Source organism: Stenotrophomonas sp. Steno-C18 (assembly GCF_056393195.1).
Genome location: NZ_JBWJOX010000005.1, coordinates 288,727 through 309,662, shown reverse-complemented (window position 1 = coordinate 309,662; position 20,936 = coordinate 288,727). Strand labels below are relative to the sequence as shown.

At 63.7% G+C, this 20,936-nt stretch carries 33 protein-coding genes; 25 read left to right on the top strand and 8 right to left on the bottom strand.

Going from position 1 to position 20,936, the window contains the following annotated elements; all coding sequences use genetic code 11:
- Positions 1 to 133: 133 nt before the first annotated feature.
- The 6 genes from AC06FE_RS12850 to AC06FE_RS12825 form a co-directional block, all read right to left on the bottom strand.
- Positions 134 to 595: a hypothetical protein gene (locus tag AC06FE_RS12850; protein ID WP_478073253.1), complete on the bottom strand. Its 462-nt coding sequence runs from the start codon at positions 593 to 595 to the stop codon at positions 134 to 136.
- Positions 592 to 999: a hypothetical protein gene (locus tag AC06FE_RS12845; RefSeq protein WP_478073252.1), complete on the bottom strand. Its 408-nt coding sequence runs from the start codon at positions 997 to 999 to the stop codon at positions 592 to 594. The genes AC06FE_RS12850 and AC06FE_RS12845 overlap by 4 nt, the downstream gene beginning before the upstream one ends.
- The gene (locus AC06FE_RS12840) at positions 996 to 1,274 is read right to left on the bottom strand and encodes a hypothetical protein (RefSeq protein WP_478073251.1); all 279 of its coding nucleotides are present in this window, start codon (positions 1,272 to 1,274) and stop codon (positions 996 to 998) included. Before AC06FE_RS12840 ends, AC06FE_RS12845 begins: the two co-directional genes overlap by 4 nt.
- Positions 1,275 to 1,454: 180 nt before the next feature.
- The gene (locus AC06FE_RS12835) at positions 1,455 to 2,297 is read right to left on the bottom strand and encodes a hypothetical protein (RefSeq protein ID WP_478073250.1); all 843 of its coding nucleotides are present in this window, start codon (positions 2,295 to 2,297) and stop codon (positions 1,455 to 1,457) included.
- Positions 2,294 to 3,031, bottom strand: a complete 738-nt coding sequence (locus tag AC06FE_RS12830; RefSeq protein WP_478073249.1) for a hypothetical protein — start codon at positions 3,029 to 3,031, stop codon at positions 2,294 to 2,296. The genes AC06FE_RS12835 and AC06FE_RS12830 overlap by 4 nt, the downstream gene beginning before the upstream one ends.
- A gap of 36 nt (positions 3,032 to 3,067) precedes the next feature.
- Complete coding sequence (locus AC06FE_RS12825) at positions 3,068 to 3,745, bottom strand: XRE family transcriptional regulator (protein WP_478073248.1); 678 nt, start codon at positions 3,743 to 3,745, stop codon at positions 3,068 to 3,070.
- 316 nt (positions 3,746 to 4,061) lie between these two features.
- Here AC06FE_RS12825 and AC06FE_RS12820 point away from each other — a divergent pair, with 316 nt between their 5' ends.
- The 9 genes from AC06FE_RS12820 (at position 4,062) to AC06FE_RS12780 (ending at position 9,991) form a co-directional block, all read left to right on the top strand.
- The gene (locus AC06FE_RS12820) at positions 4,062 to 4,286 is read left to right on the top strand and encodes a hypothetical protein (protein ID WP_478073247.1); all 225 of its coding nucleotides are present in this window, start codon (positions 4,062 to 4,064) and stop codon (positions 4,284 to 4,286) included.
- A 1-nt stretch (position 4,287) separates the two neighbouring features.
- Positions 4,288 to 4,926 carry a hypothetical protein gene (locus AC06FE_RS12815; RefSeq protein WP_478073246.1) on the top strand — a complete coding sequence of 213 codons (639 nt, stop codon included), beginning with the start codon at positions 4,288 to 4,290 and terminating at the stop codon, positions 4,924 to 4,926.
- Complete coding sequence (locus tag AC06FE_RS12810; protein WP_478073245.1) at positions 4,923 to 5,297, top strand: hypothetical protein; 375 nt, start codon at positions 4,923 to 4,925, stop codon at positions 5,295 to 5,297. The genes AC06FE_RS12815 and AC06FE_RS12810 overlap by 4 nt, the downstream gene beginning before the upstream one ends.
- A gap of 134 nt (positions 5,298 to 5,431) precedes the next feature.
- Positions 5,432 to 6,424, top strand: coding sequence for a hypothetical protein (locus tag AC06FE_RS12805; RefSeq protein WP_478073244.1), 993 nt, complete (start codon positions 5,432 to 5,434; stop codon positions 6,422 to 6,424).
- Positions 6,424 to 7,851, top strand: a complete 1,428-nt coding sequence (locus tag AC06FE_RS12800) for a replicative DNA helicase (RefSeq protein WP_478073243.1) — start codon at positions 6,424 to 6,426, stop codon at positions 7,849 to 7,851. The genes AC06FE_RS12805 and AC06FE_RS12800 overlap by 1 nt, the downstream gene beginning before the upstream one ends.
- A gap of 5 nt (positions 7,852 to 7,856) precedes the next feature.
- A complete protein-coding gene (locus tag AC06FE_RS12795) occupies positions 7,857 to 8,225 on the top strand; it encodes a Ref family recombination enhancement nuclease (RefSeq protein WP_478073242.1) in 369 nt (122 codons plus the stop codon).
- Positions 8,222 to 8,905 carry a hypothetical protein gene (locus tag AC06FE_RS12790; RefSeq protein WP_478073241.1) on the top strand — a complete coding sequence of 228 codons (684 nt, stop codon included), beginning with the start codon at positions 8,222 to 8,224 and terminating at the stop codon, positions 8,903 to 8,905. Before AC06FE_RS12795 ends, AC06FE_RS12790 begins: the two co-directional genes overlap by 4 nt.
- Positions 8,906 to 9,236: 331 nt before the next feature.
- Positions 9,237 to 9,668, top strand: a complete 432-nt coding sequence (locus AC06FE_RS12785) for a structural protein P5 (RefSeq protein WP_478073240.1) — start codon at positions 9,237 to 9,239, stop codon at positions 9,666 to 9,668.
- Positions 9,668 to 9,991, top strand: a complete 324-nt coding sequence (locus AC06FE_RS12780) for a hypothetical protein (protein ID WP_478073239.1) — start codon at positions 9,668 to 9,670, stop codon at positions 9,989 to 9,991. The genes AC06FE_RS12785 and AC06FE_RS12780 overlap by 1 nt, the downstream gene beginning before the upstream one ends.
- Positions 9,992 to 10,082: 91 nt before the next feature.
- Here AC06FE_RS12780 and AC06FE_RS12775 read toward each other — a convergent pair whose 3' ends face one another.
- Positions 10,083 to 10,310 carry a hypothetical protein gene (locus AC06FE_RS12775; RefSeq protein ID WP_478073238.1) on the bottom strand — a complete coding sequence of 76 codons (228 nt, stop codon included), beginning with the start codon at positions 10,308 to 10,310 and terminating at the stop codon, positions 10,083 to 10,085.
- A gap of 87 nt (positions 10,311 to 10,397) precedes the next feature.
- Between AC06FE_RS12775 and AC06FE_RS12770 the strand changes: the two genes are divergently transcribed.
- The 14 genes from AC06FE_RS12770 to gp17 all read left to right on the top strand — a co-directional run bounded on the left by AC06FE_RS12770 (position 10,398) and on the right by gp17 (position 19,371).
- The gene (locus AC06FE_RS12770) at positions 10,398 to 10,676 is read left to right on the top strand and encodes a hypothetical protein (RefSeq protein WP_478073237.1); all 279 of its coding nucleotides are present in this window, start codon (positions 10,398 to 10,400) and stop codon (positions 10,674 to 10,676) included.
- A complete protein-coding gene (locus AC06FE_RS12765; protein WP_478073236.1) occupies positions 10,673 to 11,257 on the top strand; it encodes a hypothetical protein in 585 nt (194 codons plus the stop codon). Before AC06FE_RS12770 ends, AC06FE_RS12765 begins: the two co-directional genes overlap by 4 nt.
- 99 nt (positions 11,258 to 11,356) lie before the next feature.
- Positions 11,357 to 11,566, top strand: a complete 210-nt coding sequence (locus AC06FE_RS12760; protein ID WP_478073235.1) for a hypothetical protein — start codon at positions 11,357 to 11,359, stop codon at positions 11,564 to 11,566.
- The gene (locus tag AC06FE_RS12755; RefSeq protein WP_478073234.1) at positions 11,566 to 11,889 is read left to right on the top strand and encodes an HNH endonuclease; all 324 of its coding nucleotides are present in this window, start codon (positions 11,566 to 11,568) and stop codon (positions 11,887 to 11,889) included. Before AC06FE_RS12760 ends, AC06FE_RS12755 begins: the two co-directional genes overlap by 1 nt.
- 183 nt (positions 11,890 to 12,072) lie before the next feature.
- The gene (locus AC06FE_RS12750; RefSeq protein WP_446542159.1) at positions 12,073 to 12,453 is read left to right on the top strand and encodes a hypothetical protein; all 381 of its coding nucleotides are present in this window, start codon (positions 12,073 to 12,075) and stop codon (positions 12,451 to 12,453) included.
- On the top strand, positions 12,407 to 14,296 hold the full coding sequence (locus tag AC06FE_RS12745) for a terminase large subunit (RefSeq protein ID WP_478073233.1): 1,890 nt from the start codon (positions 12,407 to 12,409) through the stop codon (positions 14,294 to 14,296). Before AC06FE_RS12750 ends, AC06FE_RS12745 begins: the two co-directional genes overlap by 47 nt.
- Positions 14,293 to 15,585, top strand: a complete 1,293-nt coding sequence (locus tag AC06FE_RS12740; RefSeq protein ID WP_478073232.1) for a phage portal protein — start codon at positions 14,293 to 14,295, stop codon at positions 15,583 to 15,585. The genes AC06FE_RS12745 and AC06FE_RS12740 overlap by 4 nt, the downstream gene beginning before the upstream one ends.
- A gap of 4 nt (positions 15,586 to 15,589) precedes the next feature.
- A complete protein-coding gene (locus tag AC06FE_RS12735; RefSeq protein ID WP_478073231.1) occupies positions 15,590 to 16,474 on the top strand; it encodes a head maturation protease, ClpP-related in 885 nt (294 codons plus the stop codon).
- Positions 16,471 to 17,667, top strand: a complete 1,197-nt coding sequence (locus AC06FE_RS12730) for a phage major capsid protein (RefSeq protein ID WP_478073230.1) — start codon at positions 16,471 to 16,473, stop codon at positions 17,665 to 17,667. Before AC06FE_RS12735 ends, AC06FE_RS12730 begins: the two co-directional genes overlap by 4 nt.
- 47 nt (positions 17,668 to 17,714) lie before the next feature.
- Positions 17,715 to 17,900: a hypothetical protein gene (locus tag AC06FE_RS12725; protein ID WP_478073229.1), complete on the top strand. Its 186-nt coding sequence runs from the start codon at positions 17,715 to 17,717 to the stop codon at positions 17,898 to 17,900.
- A gap of 2 nt (positions 17,901 to 17,902) precedes the next feature.
- Positions 17,903 to 18,190: a head-tail connector protein gene (locus AC06FE_RS12720; RefSeq protein WP_478073228.1), complete on the top strand. Its 288-nt coding sequence runs from the start codon at positions 17,903 to 17,905 to the stop codon at positions 18,188 to 18,190.
- Positions 18,190 to 18,516 carry a phage head closure protein gene (locus AC06FE_RS12715; RefSeq protein WP_478073227.1) on the top strand — a complete coding sequence of 109 codons (327 nt, stop codon included), beginning with the start codon at positions 18,190 to 18,192 and terminating at the stop codon, positions 18,514 to 18,516. The genes AC06FE_RS12720 and AC06FE_RS12715 overlap by 1 nt, the downstream gene beginning before the upstream one ends.
- Positions 18,509 to 19,012, top strand: a complete 504-nt coding sequence (locus AC06FE_RS12710; RefSeq protein ID WP_478073226.1) for an HK97-gp10 family putative phage morphogenesis protein — start codon at positions 18,509 to 18,511, stop codon at positions 19,010 to 19,012. Before AC06FE_RS12715 ends, AC06FE_RS12710 begins: the two co-directional genes overlap by 8 nt.
- Complete coding sequence (gene gp17 / locus AC06FE_RS12705) at positions 19,009 to 19,371, top strand: tail completion protein gp17 (RefSeq protein WP_478073225.1); 363 nt, start codon at positions 19,009 to 19,011, stop codon at positions 19,369 to 19,371. The genes AC06FE_RS12710 and gp17 overlap by 4 nt, the downstream gene beginning before the upstream one ends.
- Here gp17 and AC06FE_RS12700 read toward each other — a convergent pair.
- Positions 19,368 to 19,922 carry a hypothetical protein gene (locus tag AC06FE_RS12700; RefSeq protein ID WP_478073224.1) on the bottom strand — a complete coding sequence of 185 codons (555 nt, stop codon included), beginning with the start codon at positions 19,920 to 19,922 and terminating at the stop codon, positions 19,368 to 19,370. The two genes, gp17 and AC06FE_RS12700, sit on opposite strands and share 4 nt — an antisense overlap.
- On the opposite strand from AC06FE_RS12700, the gene AC06FE_RS12695 reads away from it, so the two are divergent.
- The gene (locus AC06FE_RS12695; RefSeq protein WP_478073223.1) at positions 19,909 to 20,388 is read left to right on the top strand and encodes a phage tail tube protein; all 480 of its coding nucleotides are present in this window, start codon (positions 19,909 to 19,911) and stop codon (positions 20,386 to 20,388) included. The genes AC06FE_RS12700 and AC06FE_RS12695 overlap by 14 nt on opposite strands.
- Before the next feature lie 123 nt (positions 20,389 to 20,511).
- Positions 20,512 to 20,895: a hypothetical protein gene (locus AC06FE_RS12690; RefSeq protein WP_478073222.1), complete on the top strand. Its 384-nt coding sequence runs from the start codon at positions 20,512 to 20,514 to the stop codon at positions 20,893 to 20,895.
- Positions 20,896 to 20,936: the final 41 nt, after the last annotated feature.

The following is a 20,936-nucleotide window of genomic DNA, read 5'->3' as shown; positions in this document are numbered from 1 at the left end:
CCGCGTGGCTGACCATGCGTTGCATATCGATCTCCTTAGGAGCTGAAGGCGAGCGGAGCGCAGATGGCGACCAGTGCCGCCGCCGCAATCGCGGCGAACAGCAGGAGGTCCAGGAGGGGTTTCTTGTCGCCCTTCACGGCTTGGTGCCCACGAAAGCGAGGTCGTAGATGACGCAGTGCGCCCCGGCATCTAAGTCCGACAGGGGGACAACCGCAGTTGCCCGGGCGCATGCGAGGGGAACGGAGTAGGAGCCGCTGGTGACGGCATCCACGGCGTCGAGAGCTTCCTGCCAACGGCGGGCAGAGAACCCATCAGTCAACGCGATGGCGACGCCTGTAGCGCAGTCGGGCACGCGGCCAGCGCCGCGGAAGCCGTTGAGCGCGGTCCCCGCGATAGTTGCGCGCAGGCCCCAATCGTCATGGTCCGCCAGCTCGTAGACCGCGAGCGCGGCGCAGATGCGCGGGCTGGAGATCACAAGGTCAGCGGGGACGGTCACGTCGCCGGCGGTCCGGGTTTCGGGGGCCGGTGCCGGGATCGTGGGAGCGGCGCAGCCGCCCAGGGCGAGCAGCAGGGAGGCGAGGAGGGCGCGGATCATGCGGCACCGCCGTGGATCTGGCTGCCAACCCATTCGCGCATGCGTCCCCAGCGAGCCTCGGGCGTCTCGGCGTTCCATGAGGCCTCGTCGTTCATGAAGACGATTTCGGCAACCATCGCTGGAGCAATCCCGAAGGCTTGTGCGACCGCATCGCGGTCAGTGGGATCAAGCGCGCCGAGTTCAATGCCGCGCTTGGAGCCAATAACACCGAGAGTGCAATAGCATCCATCAACCGTTTGCAGCTCGTCGGCGATCAGTTTCTTGACCGGCATTGCGTCGAGAGCATCACGCAACTCGATCAAGAACTCCTGTCCGCGCCTGCCCCGCAGTGCAGCGCTTACGGCTCCGCGCCAGCAGATCAGGCTCCAGCTCTCGCAGTCGTCGCTGTACCCGGAGCGGCTCATGCAGCACCTCCAATGCGAGCGCCGGGCAGGCGCACGCGGCCGGCGAGGTGGGCCATGCGGAACCTGTGGAGGGGCCGGGCACCGTTGGCGGTGAACCAGCCGAGCACGTCACCGTGGAGGCGGGTGGGCTTAAAGAGGGGGCATGCCCCGATGGATTCGAGCAGGAACGCCGGGGTGTCGCCGCTGGGGTGGTTGCGCTCGAAGTCGCCCCACATCTTGAAGGCCGAGCGTGCGGCGCGGTATCTGCTTTGCCAGGACTGGCGGGCGGTAGCCATTGACCGAATCTCCAGCCCCTTCCCGGATGGGTGTGTCGCGGGGCGATGGAAAGATGCTACGGAATTCCGTTATTCGTTGTCAACGGAATTCCGTACTTCTGGCTAGACGGCTAGATGAACGCATTAAGAATCGATGGCTAGGCAAAGAAAAACCCCGCCGGAGCGGGGTTCGATTTGGGCTCAGGCTGCTTCCAAGTCGAGCAAGGCCTTGCCCCCCTCATTGGCCGAGGTGACGGGGTGGAATCCTATGCCGACTGCAGCTGCCTCAGCTGCGAGTTCCTCGCGCATCTCGGCGCTTCGACGCCGCTGGCGATCTCCAAGAAGTGGATCATCGTCGCGAGGAAGCGCAGATATGAGCAGGGCATGTGGGAGCTTTGCCCAAGCGTTTCCATTCTGGAGCTCAAACAACCTTCCTCTGGCATCTTTCATGCTAGCTCCCGCTCGTAACGGAGATAGCACATTGAAGTGCGCAAGGACGTTGCTGCTCGCAAAGCCGAAGCGAGTTGGGTTGCCTCCTTCAACCAGCACCGCGGTACGGGAAAAGCAGGGGGCTAGATCCGGACGTGACTTCAGTACTGTCTCTTTGATGTCAGTACTGAAACGGCGAGTGGCTTCTTCATTGCCCGGGGTGTCAGTCGCCTCTTCTTCATCGAGCTTATCGATATGTGCGAGACTGGAGTAGAGCAATGCAGCGATACGCATCAGTTCAGATTCTGAAGATGCTTCTGTATTTCGCAGTTCGCCAGGGTGCAGGCCAATCATCGTAGTGCATAGCGGCTCAAGCGAGTTCGCTGCTTTGGCTGCGGCATGAAACATCGCTAAGCCGACATCGATCAGCTTACGTGCACCGACAGAGGCATTTCCGTAAAGGTTGTCCAAGACGTCGTCACGCAGGATACGTCGGGCCTTCCATTCGCTGGCGTAGCAGTACACCAATCCAACCATCAATCGCTCACCGGTTCCAGCTACCGGTTCCCAGAATAGGGGGCGCCATGGGTGCAGAGTGGGAGCGATGGTGTTCATGCGCCGGATAGTAAATCATCTGGCTGTGGGAAGCGTGCAAGAAGGCGATTTCCGAGCCGGTTCAATTGCTCAGATACGTCCTTGGCGTGATTGCCAGCATCGAGCACTGGCGGCATTCCCTCCGCCGCATTGATTGGACCCTGTCGATCTAAAGCCAGCCATGCCGCGACCGCAGCTGAGCTGATGTCGGTGCCCCTTCCAACCTGCTTTGCCATCTCTGCCAGTTGGTTGGGCACGGGCGTATCAAAAACAAAGGCGTATGCGTGGTCGATCCAATGCTCATCAATGCCGTCCCACAGGATGTTGCCGACGTTGCGATCGGGGTTGCAGATTGCCTCGTCTGCGACCAAGGCTAGTGGCATGGTGGGGAGTTCTGATATGACCTTGTAAGCGAGCAATGTGGCCGCCTGCGCTGCAGGGGTGCCTGGTGGAATGCCGTCCAATCCCATTCGCTGTGCAAGATTTGGATACGCTTGCTCTGCACTAGCAAAAGCTAATCCGGCCGCTTCATCTATCAAGTACGGCGTTGGTACCGGTAAGCCCCAGCCGCGTAGAAGCAAGGCTGCGAAGGCTTCCGCAAGCACTTCAGTCGGCGGCCCCCGCTTGAGAATTGCTGCTTGTGCTCTCCCGTTTACACGCAGTGTGCAGCGTATGGCTCCACTCACTCCGATACCGACTGCTGTTTCGCTGCCGGCTATGACTTCGCCCCACTGGATCATCGATTGGCCTTCCATGTGTTCACTCTCCTTCCCCCTACCTGCATGCGTGATTCAATCCGCCCAACCACCTATCCAATGGACACGGCCAATGACCGCGATCGGGTGCTTCTTTGAATCCATGGCCTTGGGCTTCTTCCAGCTATGGTCGCCGGCCGGGTTGTCACTCGCGAAGTAGACGCCCGCGTCCAAGACCATTGCGCGCTTCACGTAGTACTCCGGATTGGCAGAGCCATTTACTTGGATCACGTAGAGGACGCCGTCGACCACGCGGGTGTCGCTAGAATCGAACAGGATGGCGTCGCCATCCTTGATCGCAGGCTCCATGCTGTCGCCTTTGCCGTAGTAGACGGCGAGGGGGCGGCCAAGGATGCCGCGACGGCGGAGACTGGTCTTCTTGAACTTTAGGCTGTGCGTCTCTGCGTAGTCGACAGCTTCGGACCCAGCCGAGCCCAAGCCAACTGCCTGGGAGTAGCCAACGACATCCGTGTATTCGGCGTCCGAATCGTGGGCTTGAGCTGTAGCCTCCTTGACGCCCTTTCCTGTCTCCAGCCACTCGGCCCGCAGCCCCAGACGAGCTGCGATCTTGTGAAGAGCTGTCGTGGACTTCGAGAGACCCAGTTCAAGGTCAGACAAGGTCGTTGCTGCAATGCCGGCGAACCGTGCCAGCTCCGCTCGGGAAATCCCCTGGGCCTCGCGTTCGCTTCTGATCCTAGAGCCAATGTTGTTCATGTTCACATTTGAACGGAACTCCGTAACGGAATGCCGTTGACTCCAGGTTACGGAATACCGTAGATTGGACGGTATGGACAAATCATGGGCTTGCATCATCGGAGACCTTCAGTCGGCGGGCATGACCTATGCCCAGATCGGGGAGGCGATTGGTTCCGCGGGGTCGACCGTTGGGGATCTTGCGTCGGGAAGGTCACAGTCGCCGCGTGCTGCAAGCGCGCTAGCGCTCCTTCGCCTTCACGGGATGCGGTGCGTTGTGGGTAGAAGCACTAGCGAGCATATGCCGGAAGCACTGGCAGTTCAGATTGACACGCGCATGAGCAAGCGCGCGCTGCGCGCCCGCTTGGGCTTCACCAACGACAAGCAGCTGGCCGCTGTCTTGCGTCTCCCTGTCGATCAGGTCGAAAGCTGGGATGAGGAGCGCGCGCTGCCGGCAGTGCCTGAAGTGCTGCGCCTGTTGGGCGTCCAGCCGCTGGTCCAGGCCGAGAAGGTTCCGACAGATCCCGATGACGACCGCATCGTTCCGGTGGAGAGCGCCTGAGATGAGTTCGATTCCGTCCATGGGCAGCAGTCTGGCGACCGGTGCCGGCGATGTCATGAAGCTGGGGAGGCAGTTTCTGCCTTCGCGCCAGCAAGTGATCTACGGCTACACCGACAAGATGCTCAACGAAACGGCGATGAACGCGAACAGCTTCGCCATGCATGTGGCGGAGCAGTACTTCGCGATGACGGCGCCGCACCGGCACGACAAGAAGGCCGTCCCGCTCCGGATGGGGCAGGGCGATGACCTGGCAGACGCGCTCAAGGCGAACGGCCAGGCACTGCGCCGGTACATGGACGGCACGGTGAAGACGCTGCCGGCCGATCTTGAGGACGCATGGGTGCTGAGCTTGCCCGAGCCCTACCGCAGCGACTGCGAACGGGATCTCGCGGCGCGGCGCGGCCTGCTGCCCATCCGGTTGAGCCTGATCGCCGCGGATGCGGACACGGCCGGCATCGGCGTGCTGATGACTGAGTTCGGGTCGCTGGTCAGCGCCCTGACGCCCGCCACCGCCGATGGCGTGATCGATGAGCGGGACCGCCCGCACGCCAAGACGATCATTGACCGCTGCAACGATGTCGTCATTGCCGCGCTGACCATTCAGCGCCGTTTCGTCGCGTTGCTCGGTGGGGGCGCGTGATGGCCGACAAGCCCGCCAGGAAGCCGAAGAAGGGTCGCTCCGCCGAATGGCTGGAAGGTGCACTGAAGCGCTTCAGCGACGAAGACCTGCAAAGCGAGCTGAAGCGCCGGTACATGGCGCAGCCGCACGCGCCGTTCGTGATGCCGGAGCGCAAGCCGCAGACCCGCGTGGAGTGGCTGCGGGAGCGAGTGAAGGAGCACGAGGAGACGCTGAAGGCATTGGAGGAAGACCGGCTCCCCCCTGGCCCGGCCGTCGCCATCAAGCAGGCCCGCATTGCGTCGCTGACCAAGATCCTGGCCAGGAACCGCAACTTCCTGAAGTTGGCCGAAGCCGACGAGAAGAAAGCCGAGGAGGCGCGCGAGCGCCCCTGACCGAATCCCGCCCCTCTAACCGCCGGGTAGCTCCTGGTGGGACAGCCGAACTCCTGCGCGGTTGAGGGATGCGGGTCTTGCAGGAGGACGTGGGAGTAGTGGCATGAAGAACACGACACGGGTGGGAGGCTGACATGCAGGACGCACGCATTGCGACCGGGCTGTCCAGCCACCCGAAGACCAAGAAGCTGATCCGCGCGCTGGGGCAGGGTGGGGCATGGAACCTGATCTGCCTGATCACCTGGGCCGCGGCAAACCGTAGCGACGGCGACCTGTCCGGCATGACCGTGGAAGACATCGAGCTTGCCGCCGACTGGCTGGGCGATGATGGCGCGTTCGTGCGCGAGCTGGTGCGGGTGCGCTTCCTCGACCAGGACGGCGACGACTACGCGCTGCACGACTGGGCAGACCACAACCCGTGGGCAGCCGGGGCGGAAGCACGCAGCGAGAAATCGAAGTGGGCGGCGTTGTGCAAGCAATACGGGCGTCCAGAGGCTGCCCGGATGATGCCCGAGTATGCCAAGCGCATCGGGATCGACTGCCAGCCAGTGCCAGCAGCACTGCCAGAAAGTGCCAGTGGCATGCCACTGGCAGAATCTGGCAGTGCCAATGACTGCCAAGCGGAGTGCCAGAAAGTGCCAGTGGCAGATTCTGGCAGTGCCCCGTCTCCGTCTCCGTCTCCGTCTCCGGAAGAGCCTAAGTCCTCGCTTCGCTCGGACTCGTCATCGGCTGCGCCGGATGACGCCTCCGGTGGCGGTGCTTCGCCGAAGGAGGTGCTGCGACTGGCGGCGGTGACCGACGAGGCGATTGCGGCCTGGAACGCCTCGGCGCTCGTGAAGGGCAACGGCGGGCTGCTGGCGGCGGTGAACCCGGCGGTGGGCCGCGACAAGCGGCAGCAGCAGGTCAAACGCTGCGTCTCCATCGCCCGAGACATTTGCCGCGGGCAGGGCCAAAGCCGCATCCCGCCCGAGTTCTGGGCCGAGTACTTCGCCGTGGCTGCAAGGGACGATTTCCACTCCGGCCGGCAGGGCGGGGGTCGTGGGCACGAGAACTGGACCCCGGATTTCGACCACATGACCCAGTCGAAAACGATGCTGAAGCTGTTTGAGCGCGAGGGAGCGGTCTGATGTTCGACGCGGACGCCACCGTCGCCCAGATGCGGGTTCCGCCGCAGAGCGTCGCCGCCGAGCAGGCGGTGATCGGCGGGCTGCTGCTGTACCCGGAGGCTTGGCGGAAGATTGAGGGCAGCCTGGAGCCGGCGGACTTCTACCGCCGCGACCACCAGCTGATCTTCACCGCGATCCGGGACATGGTTGAGCGTGACCGCCCGTTCGACGCGGTGACGCTGGGCGAGTGGTTCCAAGCGCAGGGCATGGGCGAGCAGGTTCCCGACCACTACCTGACGACCCTTGCCAGCACCACGCCATCGGCCGCGAACATCGCTGGCTATGCCAAGGTCGTGAGCGACAAGGCGCTAGCGCGCCGGATGGTCAGCATCGGCACCGAGATCGCAGATGCAGCCTATGACCCGCGTTTCGAGCCGGAGGAGGGCATCGCCGCGGCCCAGGTGCTGATGCAGGGATTGGCCCCCAGCCACACGGGCGGCCTGGTTGCCGTCACCGACACCCTGCCGGCCTGGTTCGATGACCTGCGGTACCGCTTCGAGCTCGGCACCTCGATCACCGGCGTGCCGACCCCGTGGAAGGATCTGAACGACGCAACCCACGGGCTGCAGCCGACGGAGCTGATCATCCTCGCCGGTCGCCCGAGCATGGGTAAATCCATCGCGGGACTGAACATCGCCGACTTCGCCGCGGTGGACCGGCACGTGGCCCTTTTCTCGCTGGAGATGAGCAAGAACCAGCTCAACCGGCGCGGGATTTCTGCCGCCGCCAAGGTTCCCCACGAATGGCTGCTGGCGCCGGGCGGCTCGGACGAGTACTGGGCGAAGGTCACCGCCGCTGTACGGGATCGCCGCGCGCTGAATCTGAGCGTTGACGACACACCGGCGCTGCGGATCAGCCAGTTGATGGCCCGCGCCCGCGCGCTGCATGCCCGCCGACCGATTGAGCTGCTGGTTGTGGACCACATCCATGACTTCAAGATCGACGCCAAGCTGGCGCGCTTTGAGTACGGCGAGATCGCGCAAGGGCTTAAGACCCTCGCCAAGGAGTTCAACTGCCCGGTACTGGCTCTGGGCCAGCTGAACCGTGCGCTGTCCAGCCGCCAGGACAAGCGCCCGAACATGTCCGACCTGCGCGAGTCCGGCGAGATCGAGCAGAAGGCGGACATGATCATCTTCATCCACCGGGATGACTACTACGACAAGACCACCCATATGCGGGGAATCGTGGAGCTGATCCTGGCGAAGGGCCGCGACGTTGAGGCCGGCAAGTCCATCTTCCTGCGCAACGACTACGCCCACATGGCCCTGCGAGATCGAGACGGCGACCTGCCGGAGGCCCCCGAGCCCGACCGCCCTGCGTCGCGCGCTGGTGGGAAGAACAAGTTCTTTGGCGGTGGACGCCGCGGCGGCTTCGGGGATCAGGACTGATGGCGATGCAGCACTCCACGGGCACCCCGACCGCGGTGGAAGCCGAGCGGATCGAAGCGGCGAAGGTTGGCCCGTGCATGGCCTGTCTATCGCTGCTGCTGGCCGGGCTGCTGGACGCTGGGCTGGTGGTGTACGGCTGCGACTACAACCACGCCAAGAGCGGCAACGTGCGCCGTGGGCACATGTTCGGCTACGCGCTCTGCACCTGGCACCACCGCCGGCACCCGATTGAGGGCAACACCTTCGCAACGATGCGGGAGGTGTACGGCCCGAGCCTGCTGGATGGCTCCCGTGTGTTCCATGAGACCTACGGCAGCGACGACGAGTTGATCGAGCAACAGACCTACGTGATTGAACAAAGGAGAGCGGCATGACCGACGTGCGCGAAATGCTGGGGGCGCGGTTCAACGCCAAGACCGCCCGCTTTGATGCTGGCCCTGGCGGCGGCAAGCCGACCTTCGAGCCCATCGACGTGGCTCACGCGCTCGGGCTGGTTCCGGCCGGCTTGGGCCGGGAAGTGCTTGAGTGCTGCTACCTGGACGTTGAGGTCAGACCTTCGCCAAAGCTGCGGGTCCACGTGCTGAATGCCGTGATGAGCGAGTGGCGCCGGCAGGAGGAGGCGCTTGCCGATGCGAAGCTGGAACTTGGCTTCTGCCAGGCCATGGCCGAGTTCGCGCGCTCGATGTCGTCCGAGCTGCGGACCAAGCTCGAGGAGGCCCAAGGCGCATACGACAGCGCCAAGGCGCAGTGCTGGCCCCGCGATGCCGCGGCGATGCTTGCGCCGATCACCCTGGCTGCGCTGCAGGAGGTGGCTGGTTGCTCTGCGTGCGATGCCTGCCATGGGTTCCCGATGGTCCCCTGCACGCGCTGCGGCGGTACAGGCTACGTGTCGTGGTCCGAGCGTACCCGCGCGACCGCCATTGGTCGCAGCAAAACCGTGTACCGCGACAACTGGGCAGCGATGTACAACTGGATCGTTGCACTGCTTCGCAATGCTGAGCAGGAGGCCGCTGAGGTGATGAAACGCGCGCTGACCACGAGAGAAGTTGCGTAGCGAATGGTCGGTTGAAGCCCGACCGCTTTGCGCTATAGCCTGTGTACATTCGGCAGATTGGCCCAATAGGGCCAAACCCGCCAAGAAGCCCCGCCCATGTGCGGGGCTTTTCATTTCAACCCCGATCACCACCGCGCCGAAATCCCCTCCGCTCGCCGTGAGGCGATTGGGGCCGGTGCCGCGCGCAAGCGCGCCAGTTCCGCCATGTCTGGCCTGCGCACCTAGGCTGCGGTGGTGATCGGTTCTTCTACGCCCGTCCACTCTCACCGGACCAATCATCGAGCCAGCCGGCTGCGGTGACGGGCACCTTTGCCACACAGGGGATTCACCCATGAGCACGAAGCAGGAGCCGCGCGGCGTCCGCAACAACAACCCGGGGAACCTGGACCGCACTGCGACCGTGTGGCGCGGTGAGGATCGGAGCCCCGACGCCATGGCGAGGGAGAAGCGCTTCTGCGTGTTCGAGACGCCGCAGGCCGGCTTCCGCGCGCTGGCGAAGACCCTGCTCACGTATCAGAACAAGCACGGGCTGAGGACGGTGCGCGAGATGATCAACCGCTGGGCGCCGCCGAAGGAGAACGACACCGAGGCGTACATCACCCAGGTGGCCCGCGAGGTCGGGGTTGGTAGCCGCGAGATCGTCAGCCTGAGCAAGCAGGTGCCGCTGCAGCGCATGGTGACGGCCATTGCCCGCCATGAGAACGGCGGCCTGTTCTGGGATGAGGCTGTGATCGAGGCTGGCGTGCGCCAGGCCCTCGCCTGATGGGCGGTGATCCGAACACCGCGCCCTGGTGGGCTGCCGGCGGTGCCTTCGCCCTGTGGTTGGTCCGGGAAATCTGGGGCGTCATAGCGAGCCGGAAGAAGGACCGCACCGAGACGGACGCAAACGTCGCCTTGGTGAGCGGCCTAACGGCACGTGTCGAGGCGTTGGAGGCTGCGCAACAGCGTATGGGCACCCAGCTGGCCGAGGAGATCAAGCTCCGAATGGCGGCCCAGGAGGAAGCCCACCGGTTGCGCCTCCGCGTGATGACGCTGGAGTCGGCAATGCGGTCGGTGGGGGCGGTGATCCCGCCCGAGCCGACGTGATGTACCTGGGCATCGGCCTGCTGGTCGGCCTGGCCGTCGCCGCGCTGGCGCACTGGCACGGCGACATTGGCATGGACCCATGAAGGGAGGGTTACCGCTTTGGCGAGCGGATCTCGAAGAACGTGAGCAGGCCATTCCGCGAGGCTTCGACGACAGCCTTTTCTGAATTGGCAGCACGGAATGGCATCTCGGAGCCGGTCACGTAGATCTGGTACTCCCACGGACCATGTTGTCCGCCATCAAGCCTGGTCACCGCGACAACCTGGTCTGGATTGACGTAGCAGCCTTCCTGGTACTCGAAGAGCAGGCGGTCGGCCATGTCCGTAATTCCGTGGAAGGGGAGAAGGATTGTTCGCCCTGTGTTGGCACAAGTAAAGCAATAGCCCTGAAGGGCGTGGAGGCTCAAGTGAGTAATGGTAGGCGCCCCGGGTATGACGCCCTGTGGGGCTGGTTCGGGCTGAGTTATGCGTCCTGGCTTCCGCTGCCGCGTGTGCTGATGCACGAGATGCCGGACGACTGGCAGGCACGCATGGCCGTGTTGCTGCAGGAGTTCGATGCGGCGTTCAAGAACCTGCCTCACTACGACGTGCAGATCCAGCTCAAGCAGAACGGCCGGTTTGTGCCGATGCCGGGCTGGATCAGCTATCGGCACCCCGACAGGGCAATCATTGAGGGTTTCAGATGAACCGGACCGACTTCATTTCCGCGCTCGATCCCCTGCGGCCGTATGTGGGCTTGCTCCGCTGGCTGCTGATCGCGCTGCTGGCCGCCCTGCTGGTGGCTCTGGGCTTCCGCTGGGGTGCCGGCCACTGGCGCGGTGAGTACACGGCCGAGGTCGCGGCGCGCGCTGCGGACAACGCCGGCCACGCCGCGACGCTGGACCGTCTGGCTGACTCCGCTGCCCGGGTCGCCGAGAAGGCGAAGGCAGCGTCCAAGGCCGTGGCCGAGAGCCGGACCGCCGCCGACACCCGTTACGAGAAGGCCCTGAACGATGCGAAACGCGCTCAAACCGATCTTGCTGCTGCTCTGCGCCGCGGCGATGTGCAGCTGCAGCCACAGTGGTCCTGTGTTGCGCCCGGACCCCTCGCCGGTGGTGCTACCCCCGATGCCGTCCAAGCCAGTGCCGCAGGGCGCTTCAACAGCGCGGCGCGAATTGTTGGCGCAGCCGACGCAGACGCGGCCGTAATCGAATGGCTGTGGGATGGGTGGCAGGCAGACCGGCGGGCAGTGATCGCGGCGGGCTGTGCGGTCGAGGCAGAGCCGTGAGTGCGGGCAGGGTTGCTGCCCAACCGGTGCGTTTGCATAAGCATGGCAAGCGGGTGGTCCAGCTGACGTTGCGAGGCAGGGTTGAGGTGGAGGCCACCAATGACTGACCACATCGAGACACTGGCGGCTTTGGTTTCCCTCCAGCAACAGGCCATTGATGCTCAGGCCAAGCAGATCGGAGTCCTTGCCGAGCAGGTCGGGCTACTGGTCCAGTCGGTGGCTCAGCTCTTGGGAGAGGAGACAGGCATTCTGGTGGAGGGTGAGGGCGCCGCGACGGAGCGCGTGGATCTGGATGGGCGGTCGTACTGATGGCGGCCAAGGGACTGGCGGGCAACAGGCAGGCCAAGCGCGCGTTGCCCACCAACAGCCGCGAATGGCGGCGCCTACGGGAATCGATCCTCATCCGGGATATGTACCGGTGCCAGGAGAAAGCGTGCGGCGTTCTGGCTGTCGGCAAGGGGCAAGCGCACGTTGACCACGAAGACGGCGACCCGAACAACAACGATCCTTCGAACCTGCGGACCCTGTGTATCGCGTGCCATAGCCGCAAGACGGCCCGGGAGGATGGAGGCTTCGGGAACGTGGAGAGCGTGGTGGTGGGCTGCGACCACGACGGGTGGCCGCTTAAGTAGGGCGCTTGGTGGGCAAGCGGCGACCCGCCCCGCAAAGCTGAATACCCACAGGTTATCCACAGAAACCTGAACGAAAGGGGGAGGGGGGGTAAAAAGTTCGATTCTGAACAGCCGGCGATACGTGCGCCCCCCTTTCTTCGCGCATCCACAGTTGGAAAGACGACCCCCAGCGAGGGGTGAGAGATGGCAAATCCAAGGACACCAGCCGCAAAAGCGGCAGTTTCCGGCGCAGCGGCCAAGAACCCGAAAAGGCACAAGGATCGCAAGACGCCGAAGAAGGCCAAGGCCATCGGTCCTCCCTACAAGGGGATGACCAAGCCCCAGATCGCGGTCTGGCGCGAGCAGGTCGAGAACATGCCCTGGCTCCACGCCGGTCACCGGTTGTTGCTGCGACAGGTGTGCATCCTGGCTGCGCGAATGGAGACGGACCCGGACATGGGGGTGTCGGCGCTGCAGGCGCTGGGCTCGCTCCTATCAAAGCTCGGCGCAACGCCGGTAGACGAGACGAAAGTGAATCATGGCGGCGACGAGGACGAAGACCCGGACGAAAAGTTCTTCAGCTGACCGAACAAGCGCCTATGCGCATGCGGTGCTGGCTGGTGAGATCGTCGCGGGACCGCATGTCCGCAATGCCTGCCGTCGCCACCTCAAAGACCTGCAGGACGCGCACGAGCGCGGTCTGTACTTCGACCAGGAGGCGGCAGATCGCGTTTTCAGCTACTTCGAGGGCGTCCTCAAGCTGAGCGAGGGCCAGTTCGAGGGAAAGGCCTTCCAGCTCCACCCATCGCAGGCCTTCGTACTCGGCTCGCTGTTTGGCTGGAAGAAGGCGGACGGGCGTCGGCGCTTCCGCCGCGCGTATATCGAACAGGGCAAGGGCAACGGCAAATCCCCGATGGCCGGCGGCATCGGCCTGTATGGGATGACGGCGGATGGGGAAGCTGGCGCTCAGATCTACGCCGCTGCCGCGAAGAAGGAGCAGGCGGGCATTCTGTTCGCCGATGCGGTGAAGATGGTCAAGGCGTCGGGCGCGCTGATGAAGCGCCTGGAGTTCTCGGGCGGCGAGGGCCGGGAGTACAACATCGCGCACCACAAGAGCGGGAGCTTCTTCCGCCCGGTATCGCGCGACACCGGCAAGACGGGTTCGGGCCCGCGTCCATACTTCGTTCTGGCCGATGAGGTCCACGAGCTACCGGATCGCAAGACCATCGAGATGCTGGAGCGCGGCTTCAAGTTCCGCCGTCAACCGTTGCTGTTCATGATCACCAACTCCGGCAGTGACCGGAACAGCGTGGCTTGGGAGGAGCACGAGCACGCGGTGAAGGTGGCGGCCGGACATACCGAAGCAGTCAACGATCCGACGTTCATCGGCGAGCCGCTGGACGACACGACTTTCAGCTATGTCTGTTCCCTCGATGAGGGCGACGACCCGCTGGAAGATCCGACGTGCTGGGCGAAGGCCAACCCCCTGCTGGGGGTGACCATCACCGAGGAATACCTGGCAGAGGTTGTCGCGCAGGCAAAGGCGATCCCCGGGTCGTTGAACGGCATTCTGCGCTTGCACTTCTGCATCTGGACCGATGCGGAAACAGCGTGGATGGCGCGGACAACGTTGGAGCCCGCGCTGGCGGACTTTGACGTGGCCGAGCACCACGGCAAGAGGATCTATAAGGGCTTGGACCTTTCTCAGGTTCGGGACATCACTGCGATGGCTTCGGTGGTTGAAACAGGGGCGGTCGAGGTCGAGGTTGAGGTAAAGGGCGAGAAGAAGATCGTTTCCAAGCCGACCTACGATGCCTGGATCGACGCCTGGACGCCGGGAGACACGCTCGCGGCCAGGCAGTTGCGCGACAAGCTTCCATATGAGGTTTGGGCTAAGGCCGGGCACATCCACGCGCCACCGGGGCAGTCCATCAACTTCCGGCATGTCGCGCAGACGCTGTCGGAAGACAACGACAAGTTCGAGATAGGCCTGGTCGCCTATGACCGCTATGCCTTCCTCAAGTTTGAGACTGAGGCAAAGGAGATCGGGCTTTCACTGCCGTTCGCCGAGCATCCCCAAGGCGGCACCCGTAAAGGGAAGCCGTTGGAGGAGGCGGTCAAGGCTGCCAAAGCGCGCGGAGGGCCGGCGCCCGAGGGAATGTGGATGCCCGGTTCTCTGCGATTGCTGGAGGAGGCTCTCCTGGAGGGGCGCATCCGCCTCAAGCGCAACCCCGTCTTGGTTTCGGCCCTGATGAGCGCGGTGGTGGAAAGCGACAAGTGGGAGAACAAGTGGCTGGATAAAGCCAGGTCCATCAACAAGATCGACGCAGCCGTGGCGCTCTGCATGGCAATCGGTGCGGCCAATGCCGCGCCGGCCAACACCTCGGCCGGTTTGGAAGACTTTTTCAGGAACCCACTAATCGGATGAAGACGAAATCTGCGAAGCCCGGGCGGATTCGTTCCGCGCTGCTGGGTTGGCTCGGCGTTCCCATTGGACTGACCGACAACGCTTTCTGGGCTGAGTTCACGGGCGCTCAATCGGCCTCTGGCGTTGACGTGAACCAGCATGCTGTCATGAAGCTCTCCGCTGTATGGTCATGCGTTCGGCTCATCTCCGAGACGATATCCACGTTGCCCTTGTCGGTGTACGAGAAGTCAAGCGCCGGAAAGCGTGTGGCTTCATTGCATCCACTGCAGTTCATCTTGCACGATCAGCCTAACAGCGAGACCACGGCCGCGGTGCATTGGGAGGCTTGTGTTGCAGCGATGCTGTTGAGGGGGAATGCCCGATGCGAAAAGCTGATGATTGGTGGCAAGGTCGTTGGGCTCCGTTTTCTGCATCCTGATCGCCTGGTGCCCTTCATGCGCGACGGCGTGAAGTTCTGGCGCTTCCAGGAGAAGAACGGCCTGCAGCGCGAGATCCCGAATGATCGTATCTGGACCATCCCAGGCTTCTCCCTCGATGGTGAGGAAGGTGTTTCGGTCATCGCCTACGGCGCTGACGTATTCGGCGCTGCCATTGGGGCCGATCGCGCGGCCAGCGGAACTTTCGCAAAGGGCCTGATGCCAACGACGGCGCTCAGCTTCCCCGAGGTCATGAAGCCGGAGCAGCGTGACGACGCTCGACGGACACTGGAAGCGCTGAGCGGCGCGGTCAACTCAGGCCGCCCTGTGATTCTTGAGGCCGGGACGGACATCAAGACGGTTGGCATCAACCCGACGGACGCCCAATTGCTGGAGTCTCGGGCCTTCTCGGTCGAGGAAATCTGCCGCTGGTTCCGCGTTCCGCCGTGGATGGTTGGTCATGCGGAGAAGTCGACCAGCTGGGGGACGGGCATCGAGCAACAAATGATCGGCTTCCTGACGTTCACTCTTGGACCGTGGTTACGCCGGATCGAGCAGGCGATCAGCAAGGATCTGCTCCAGCCTGGCGAGCGCGCCCGCTTCTATCCGAAATTCACCGTTGAGGGTCTGTTGCGCGCCGACAGCGCCGGCCGAGCTGCCTTCTACGCGGCGATGGTCAACAACGGCATCCTTACCCGCGATGAAGTGCGTGAACTGGAAGACCGGGAGCCGATGGGCGGAAACGCTGCAGTGTTGACTGTACAGACGGCGCTTGCGCCGCTGGACAACCTGGGCGCGAGCATCGAAAGCAATGCGGCCCGCGATTCGCTGCGGGCGTTCCTCGGCGTCGCTGACGCACCTACCAAGGATTGATTCAATGACAAACCGGGCACTGCCGGCCGTTCCTCAGGGGCGGCCGCAAATCGACGTGCGCAGTTTCATCTCGCCGCTGGCGTTGAATCGCTGGGACTCCAGCATCTGCGCTTCCGCTGAGAGGGATGCGGACGAGCGCACCATCGGAATCTATGACGTTATCGGGCACGACTACTGGACCGGAGAAGGCTTCACGGCCAAGCGCATGGCCGCCGCTCTCCGGTCGCTGGGCAAGGGGCCGGTCACCGTCGCCATCAACTCGCCTGGCGGCGACATGTTCGACGGAATCGCGATGTACTCCATGCTCAAGGAGCATAGGGGGGATGTGACCGTGAAGGTCGTGGGCTTGGCCGCGTCCTCCGCCTCAGTGATCGCGATGGCAGGAGATGACGTGCAGATCGCGCGTCCGGCCTTCCTGATGATCCACAACTGTTGGTCCGTCGGCGTCGGGAACCGACACGACTTCGCTGCCCTATCGGAGCAGCTGCGGCCGTTCGATGAGGCGATGGCGGATGTATACGCCGCGCGCACCGGCGGCACAGCAGCAGCCATGGCCGCGCTGATGGACCTGGAATCCTGGATCGGCGGTAGCGCCTCCGTGGAGCAGGGGTTTGCGGACTCGCTGCTTAGTTCCGAGGAGATCGGCGCCAGTGACGACCGCAAGAGCGCATCCGCCATCCGCCGCATGGAATCTGCGCTGCGAGCTAGCGGGATGCCCAAGTCCGAGGCCATGCGTCTCATCAGTCAGTTCAAGTCCAGCGCGGGTGATCCAGCTGGCACCGGTGAGGGTGAACCCACCGAACACGGCCGGCGCGACGCGGCCGACATCAAGCAAACCGTGGCTCTCGCCACGTCCCTTACCTCCGTACTTCAAGGAAACAACGAATGAGCCAGCTCGACCAGGACATCAAGGACATCAACGCAAGCCTCGCCAAGGTCAACGACCAGCTGAAGGCCCATGCCGAACAGGCGCAGAAGGACATCAAGGCGCACGCCCAGCTGTCCGAGGAGACCAAGGCGAAGGTGGATCAGCTTCTGACTTCTCAGGGCCAGCTGCAGGCCGAACTGCAGGCTGCCCAGCAGGTGATCGCCAAGCTGGAGCAGGGCGGCGGCACGCCGGCCAAGGCCCGAACCATCGGCGAGGTTGTAGCCACCTCCGATGCCTGCCGGAACTTCAACCCGGGCATGCAGGGCAGCTTTACCGTGAAGGCTGCCATCACCCGCGAGGACAACTCGGCGGGCAGCTTGATCGAGCCGCAGCGCGTCCCGGGCATCGTCGCCACTCCGAACCAGCGTCTGTTCCTGCGTGACCTGCTGAACTTCGGTCCGGCCACGTCGGACACCATCGACTACGTGCGCGAGACCGGGTTCACCAACAATGCCAACGTGGTGGGCGAGAACCCGACCGATCCGAAGCCCGAGTCCGATCTGAAGTTCGAGCTGGACTCGGCCAAGGTGGTGACGATCGCGCACTGGATTCGCGCTTCCAAGCAGGTGTTGCGCGACGCCAGCCAGCTCCAGGCATACATCAACGGCCGCCTGATGTACGGCCTCAAGCTGAAGGAGGAGCTGCAGCTGCTCAAGGGTTCGGGCGTTGGCCTGAACATCAACGGGCTGTACACCCAGGCGACTGCATACGCGAACCCGGGCGTGACGGTCCAGAACGAAACGGCCTTGGACCGCCTTCGCATTTCCATGCTGCAGGTCACCCTGGCCGAGTACGAGGCCGACGGCATCGTGCTGAATCCCATCGACTGGACCACCATCGAGCTGTCCAAGACCACGGACAACGCCTACTTGTTTGCCACTCCGCGCGGCCTGGCAGTTCCGGGTCTGTGGGCGCGCCCGGTGGTCGCCACAAAGGCGATGGACGCCGGCGACTTCCTGACCGGCGCCTTCAAGATGGGTGCGCAGGGCTGGGACCGCGAGCAGGCGAATATCACGGTGTCGAACCAGGATCGCGACAACTTCGTCAAGAACATGGTCACCATCCTCTGCGAAGAAGACGTGGGCCTGACCGTGTTCCGCCCCGAGGCCTTCGTCAAGGGTGACTTCGCCGGTCTCCCGGTGGTTGGCCCGTAAGACGACGATGGCGGCGGGGCTTGTGCCTCGCCGCCTTGGGAGGCGACATGACTGAAGTAACTGCGATTCGCTCTTTTGAGCACTACGGGAGCCGCAAAAAGGGTGATGTGTTTGATGTTTCCCCCCAAGTGGCAGAGCAGCTGATGAAACGCTTGTTGGTCACCACCGGGGACACTCCCGTCGCGGAACAGATCGAGGGCTCCAAGCCGCGCCAGCGCCGCCGGAGGGATTGACCATGGTCGTCACTCTAGCCGATGCCAAGCAGGCCTTGCCTGTCATCCACGACGCCGACGATGCCCTGATCACGACGCAGATTGAGGCGGCGCAGGGCTATGTTGAGCAGTACATCGGTCGCCCTGTGCCGTGGCCCGATGCCGACGATCCAAGCAAGCCGGCGGATGTGCCGGCGCCGATCAAGCAGGCAATCCTTATTCTTGTACGGGACTACTACTTTCAGAAGGACGAGGGTGCCGCCGCGGCGACGCGCTTGATGAGTCCATTCCGCGTCTCTTGGGGGGTGTGATGTCTGGCCGATACCTCCATCGCATCGAGCTTCAGGACTTTGCCGTGGTGCGCGACCCATTGGGGGGTGACAAGCGCGTCTGGCGTACATGGAAATCTGATGTGCCTGCCGAGGTTGTGCCCCTGTCAGGGCGGGAGTTCGTCGCAGCCGCAGCCGAGCATGGGCAGGTGACAGCCCGGATGCAGATCCCATACCTGCCCGGAGTGCTGCAAACGATGCGCGTTGTTTTCGACGGGGCTGTATACGCCATCCGGGCGGTGCTGCCCGACCCGACAGCGCGCCGGCACCTCACATTGATGGTGGATTCGGGGGTGTCCGATGTCTAAGCGCATTGAGATCAAGGGGCTGGAGGGCCTGTTGCAATCCCTGCGTGGCCTGCCCAAGGCCGTCCAGGGCAAACCGCTGCAGGCTGGCATGCGGAAGGGCGGCAACCTGATTCGCGACGAAGCGCGCCGCAGGGTGGTGCGCGCGACCGGCTTCCTCGCCACGCAGATCGTTGTGCGGCGAGCGAACGCAAAGAATCGGGCACGTGCCGGCGTAGGCCAGGGGGGCGAGTACTACACGGTGGGTGTCCGCACGGGCAGGCGGAGGAAGTACGCCAATACCAAGCGGAACCGCAGGAAGGGGCGGACGGGCAAGGCCTACGAGGAAAGCGGGTGGGCCTACTACTGGCGCCACCTTGAATTCGGCACCAAGCGAATGGCGGCCAAGCCCTTCCTCACCCCTGCCGGCGAAGCAAAAGGCCCCGAGGCCGCCCAGGTCGTGATCGACACGACGTGGAAAGCCATCGACAAGTACACCAAGGAGACCGGCTGGCGATGATGGTTCCCCTGATCCAAAGCATCCTGCAGGGCTCGGACGCGGTGCGCGCGAAGCTGGGAGATCCGGTCCGGGCGTTTCCCGGTACCGCCCCCGCAGACACGCCCATGCCCTATGTCACCTGGGGGACGGTAGGCGGTTCGTCGCTGGCGCAGCTGTCCGACCCGCCCCCAGCCGATGGCTGGCGGGTGAGGCTGAATGTCTGGGGCGATGACCTGTCGGAAGCCAACGCGGTCGCAATGGTGATCCGCGACGAGATCGAACGGAGGGGAAGCATCGAGTCCTACAACCCGCCGCCGGACGACGACGAGACGGGAGCCTACGGCATCTCATTCGACGCGCGCCTGCTGCAGATCCGCTAGGTCGCGGCGCTGGGCTGAAGGTACTTGTCTCGCAAGTACTTCATGGAGAACTCACTTGCGAATTGGCCTCCAAGGAAGATCCCGACGGACGCACGCATGTCGCTTGTTCCCTTGATCAGCGCCAGCACTACAAGCGCACCAAAGAGGAAGAGGCCGATGGTAAGTAGGACCACAAAGGCCATTGCCCACGCGTTATCGCGCGCCTCATCTTGAAATCGACCGAGCAGCGTGGGCTCACCCTTCAACTTGTTGAAGAACTCATGAAGGAGCGCGGCACCAATGAATCCCACGAAATAGCCGCTTCCGGCCATCAAAGTCCAGGCGGGCATGCTGCGGGCCAACCAATAGTTCGAGCCCAATTCCTGCAAGACAAGTGCCAACGCGCACCAGAAAAGCGAGATTCCTGCCACCACGGCGGCGGAAGCACCGATCAATCGAGTAGCAGAAAAAGGTTGCGATCCAAGCATTTGTTGTCCCTGAAGGGGAAGGTTCTCCCCTGTATCCAAATCCGTATCGACACAACTAGAGGAAACTTGAATGGGCCAGGTCATTAAGTCCAAGCACTCCCAGCTGTTCGTTGCCATCGCGGCAGCCGAGGTCATCAAGGTGACCCGTCTGCGCAGCGTCGGCTTCCCCGACGGCCAGGCATCGGAGATCGACATCTCCGACTACGACGACGATTGGGATCAGTTCGTCGCCGGCCGCAAGCAGACCGGTAGCACCAGCATCGAGGTCATCTACGACTCGGCGGACCACGAGAAGATCGAGGATCTGCACAAGACCGGCGCCGTCGTGAACTGGCTGGTCACCGCGCCGCTGTCGGAAACCGAAGGCGTCGCCAAGCCGGCCGCCGTCGATAGCGTTATCACTCCGCCCACCACGGTTCTGTCCAAGCAGTTCGATGGCTTCGTGCAGAACTTCGCGGTCACCAGCCAGGACAACGATGTGTGGAAGGCCACCATCACCATCCGCGGCTCCGGCGCCGTCACCACGCACCGTCCGCCGGTCGGCCCGTAAGGCGCCCGAACGGCATGCACCCGGCCCGCTTCGGCGGGCCATCTCTTTGGCAGATCGTGCGGAACCTCCGCGTGTTCGCCGTGCGCGGCCCGCACGGTCTGCCGCCAGTACAAGGAAACGGCCATGAGCAAGACCGACGAAACCAACACCAGCGCGGTGACCGACACCGCCGTCCCCAAGTCGCTGTTGAACGCCTTCAAGGAACTGGGCATGTTCGCCTCGCCGGACGTGCGCCCGGACACCATCGAGCTGGGCGCCGGCGTGACTGCCGAGTTCTATGTGCGCGAGCTGCCGGATACCGAGTTCCGCCAGCTGTGGACCGATGGCGACCGCGCCAAGCTGATCGCCGCCACCATCTGCGATGCCGACGGCAAGCCGATCATGTCGGTGGAGGACGCCGCGCGGCTCAAGCCGCCGATTGCGGCCAAGTTCCAGGACGTGGCGCTGAAGCACGCCGGTTTCGGCGATAAGGCGGTGGCTGCAGCGGAGCAGGCGGGAAACGCCTAAGCCGCAAGGGCGAGGACTGGTTTTGGTGCGTCCTGTCAGTG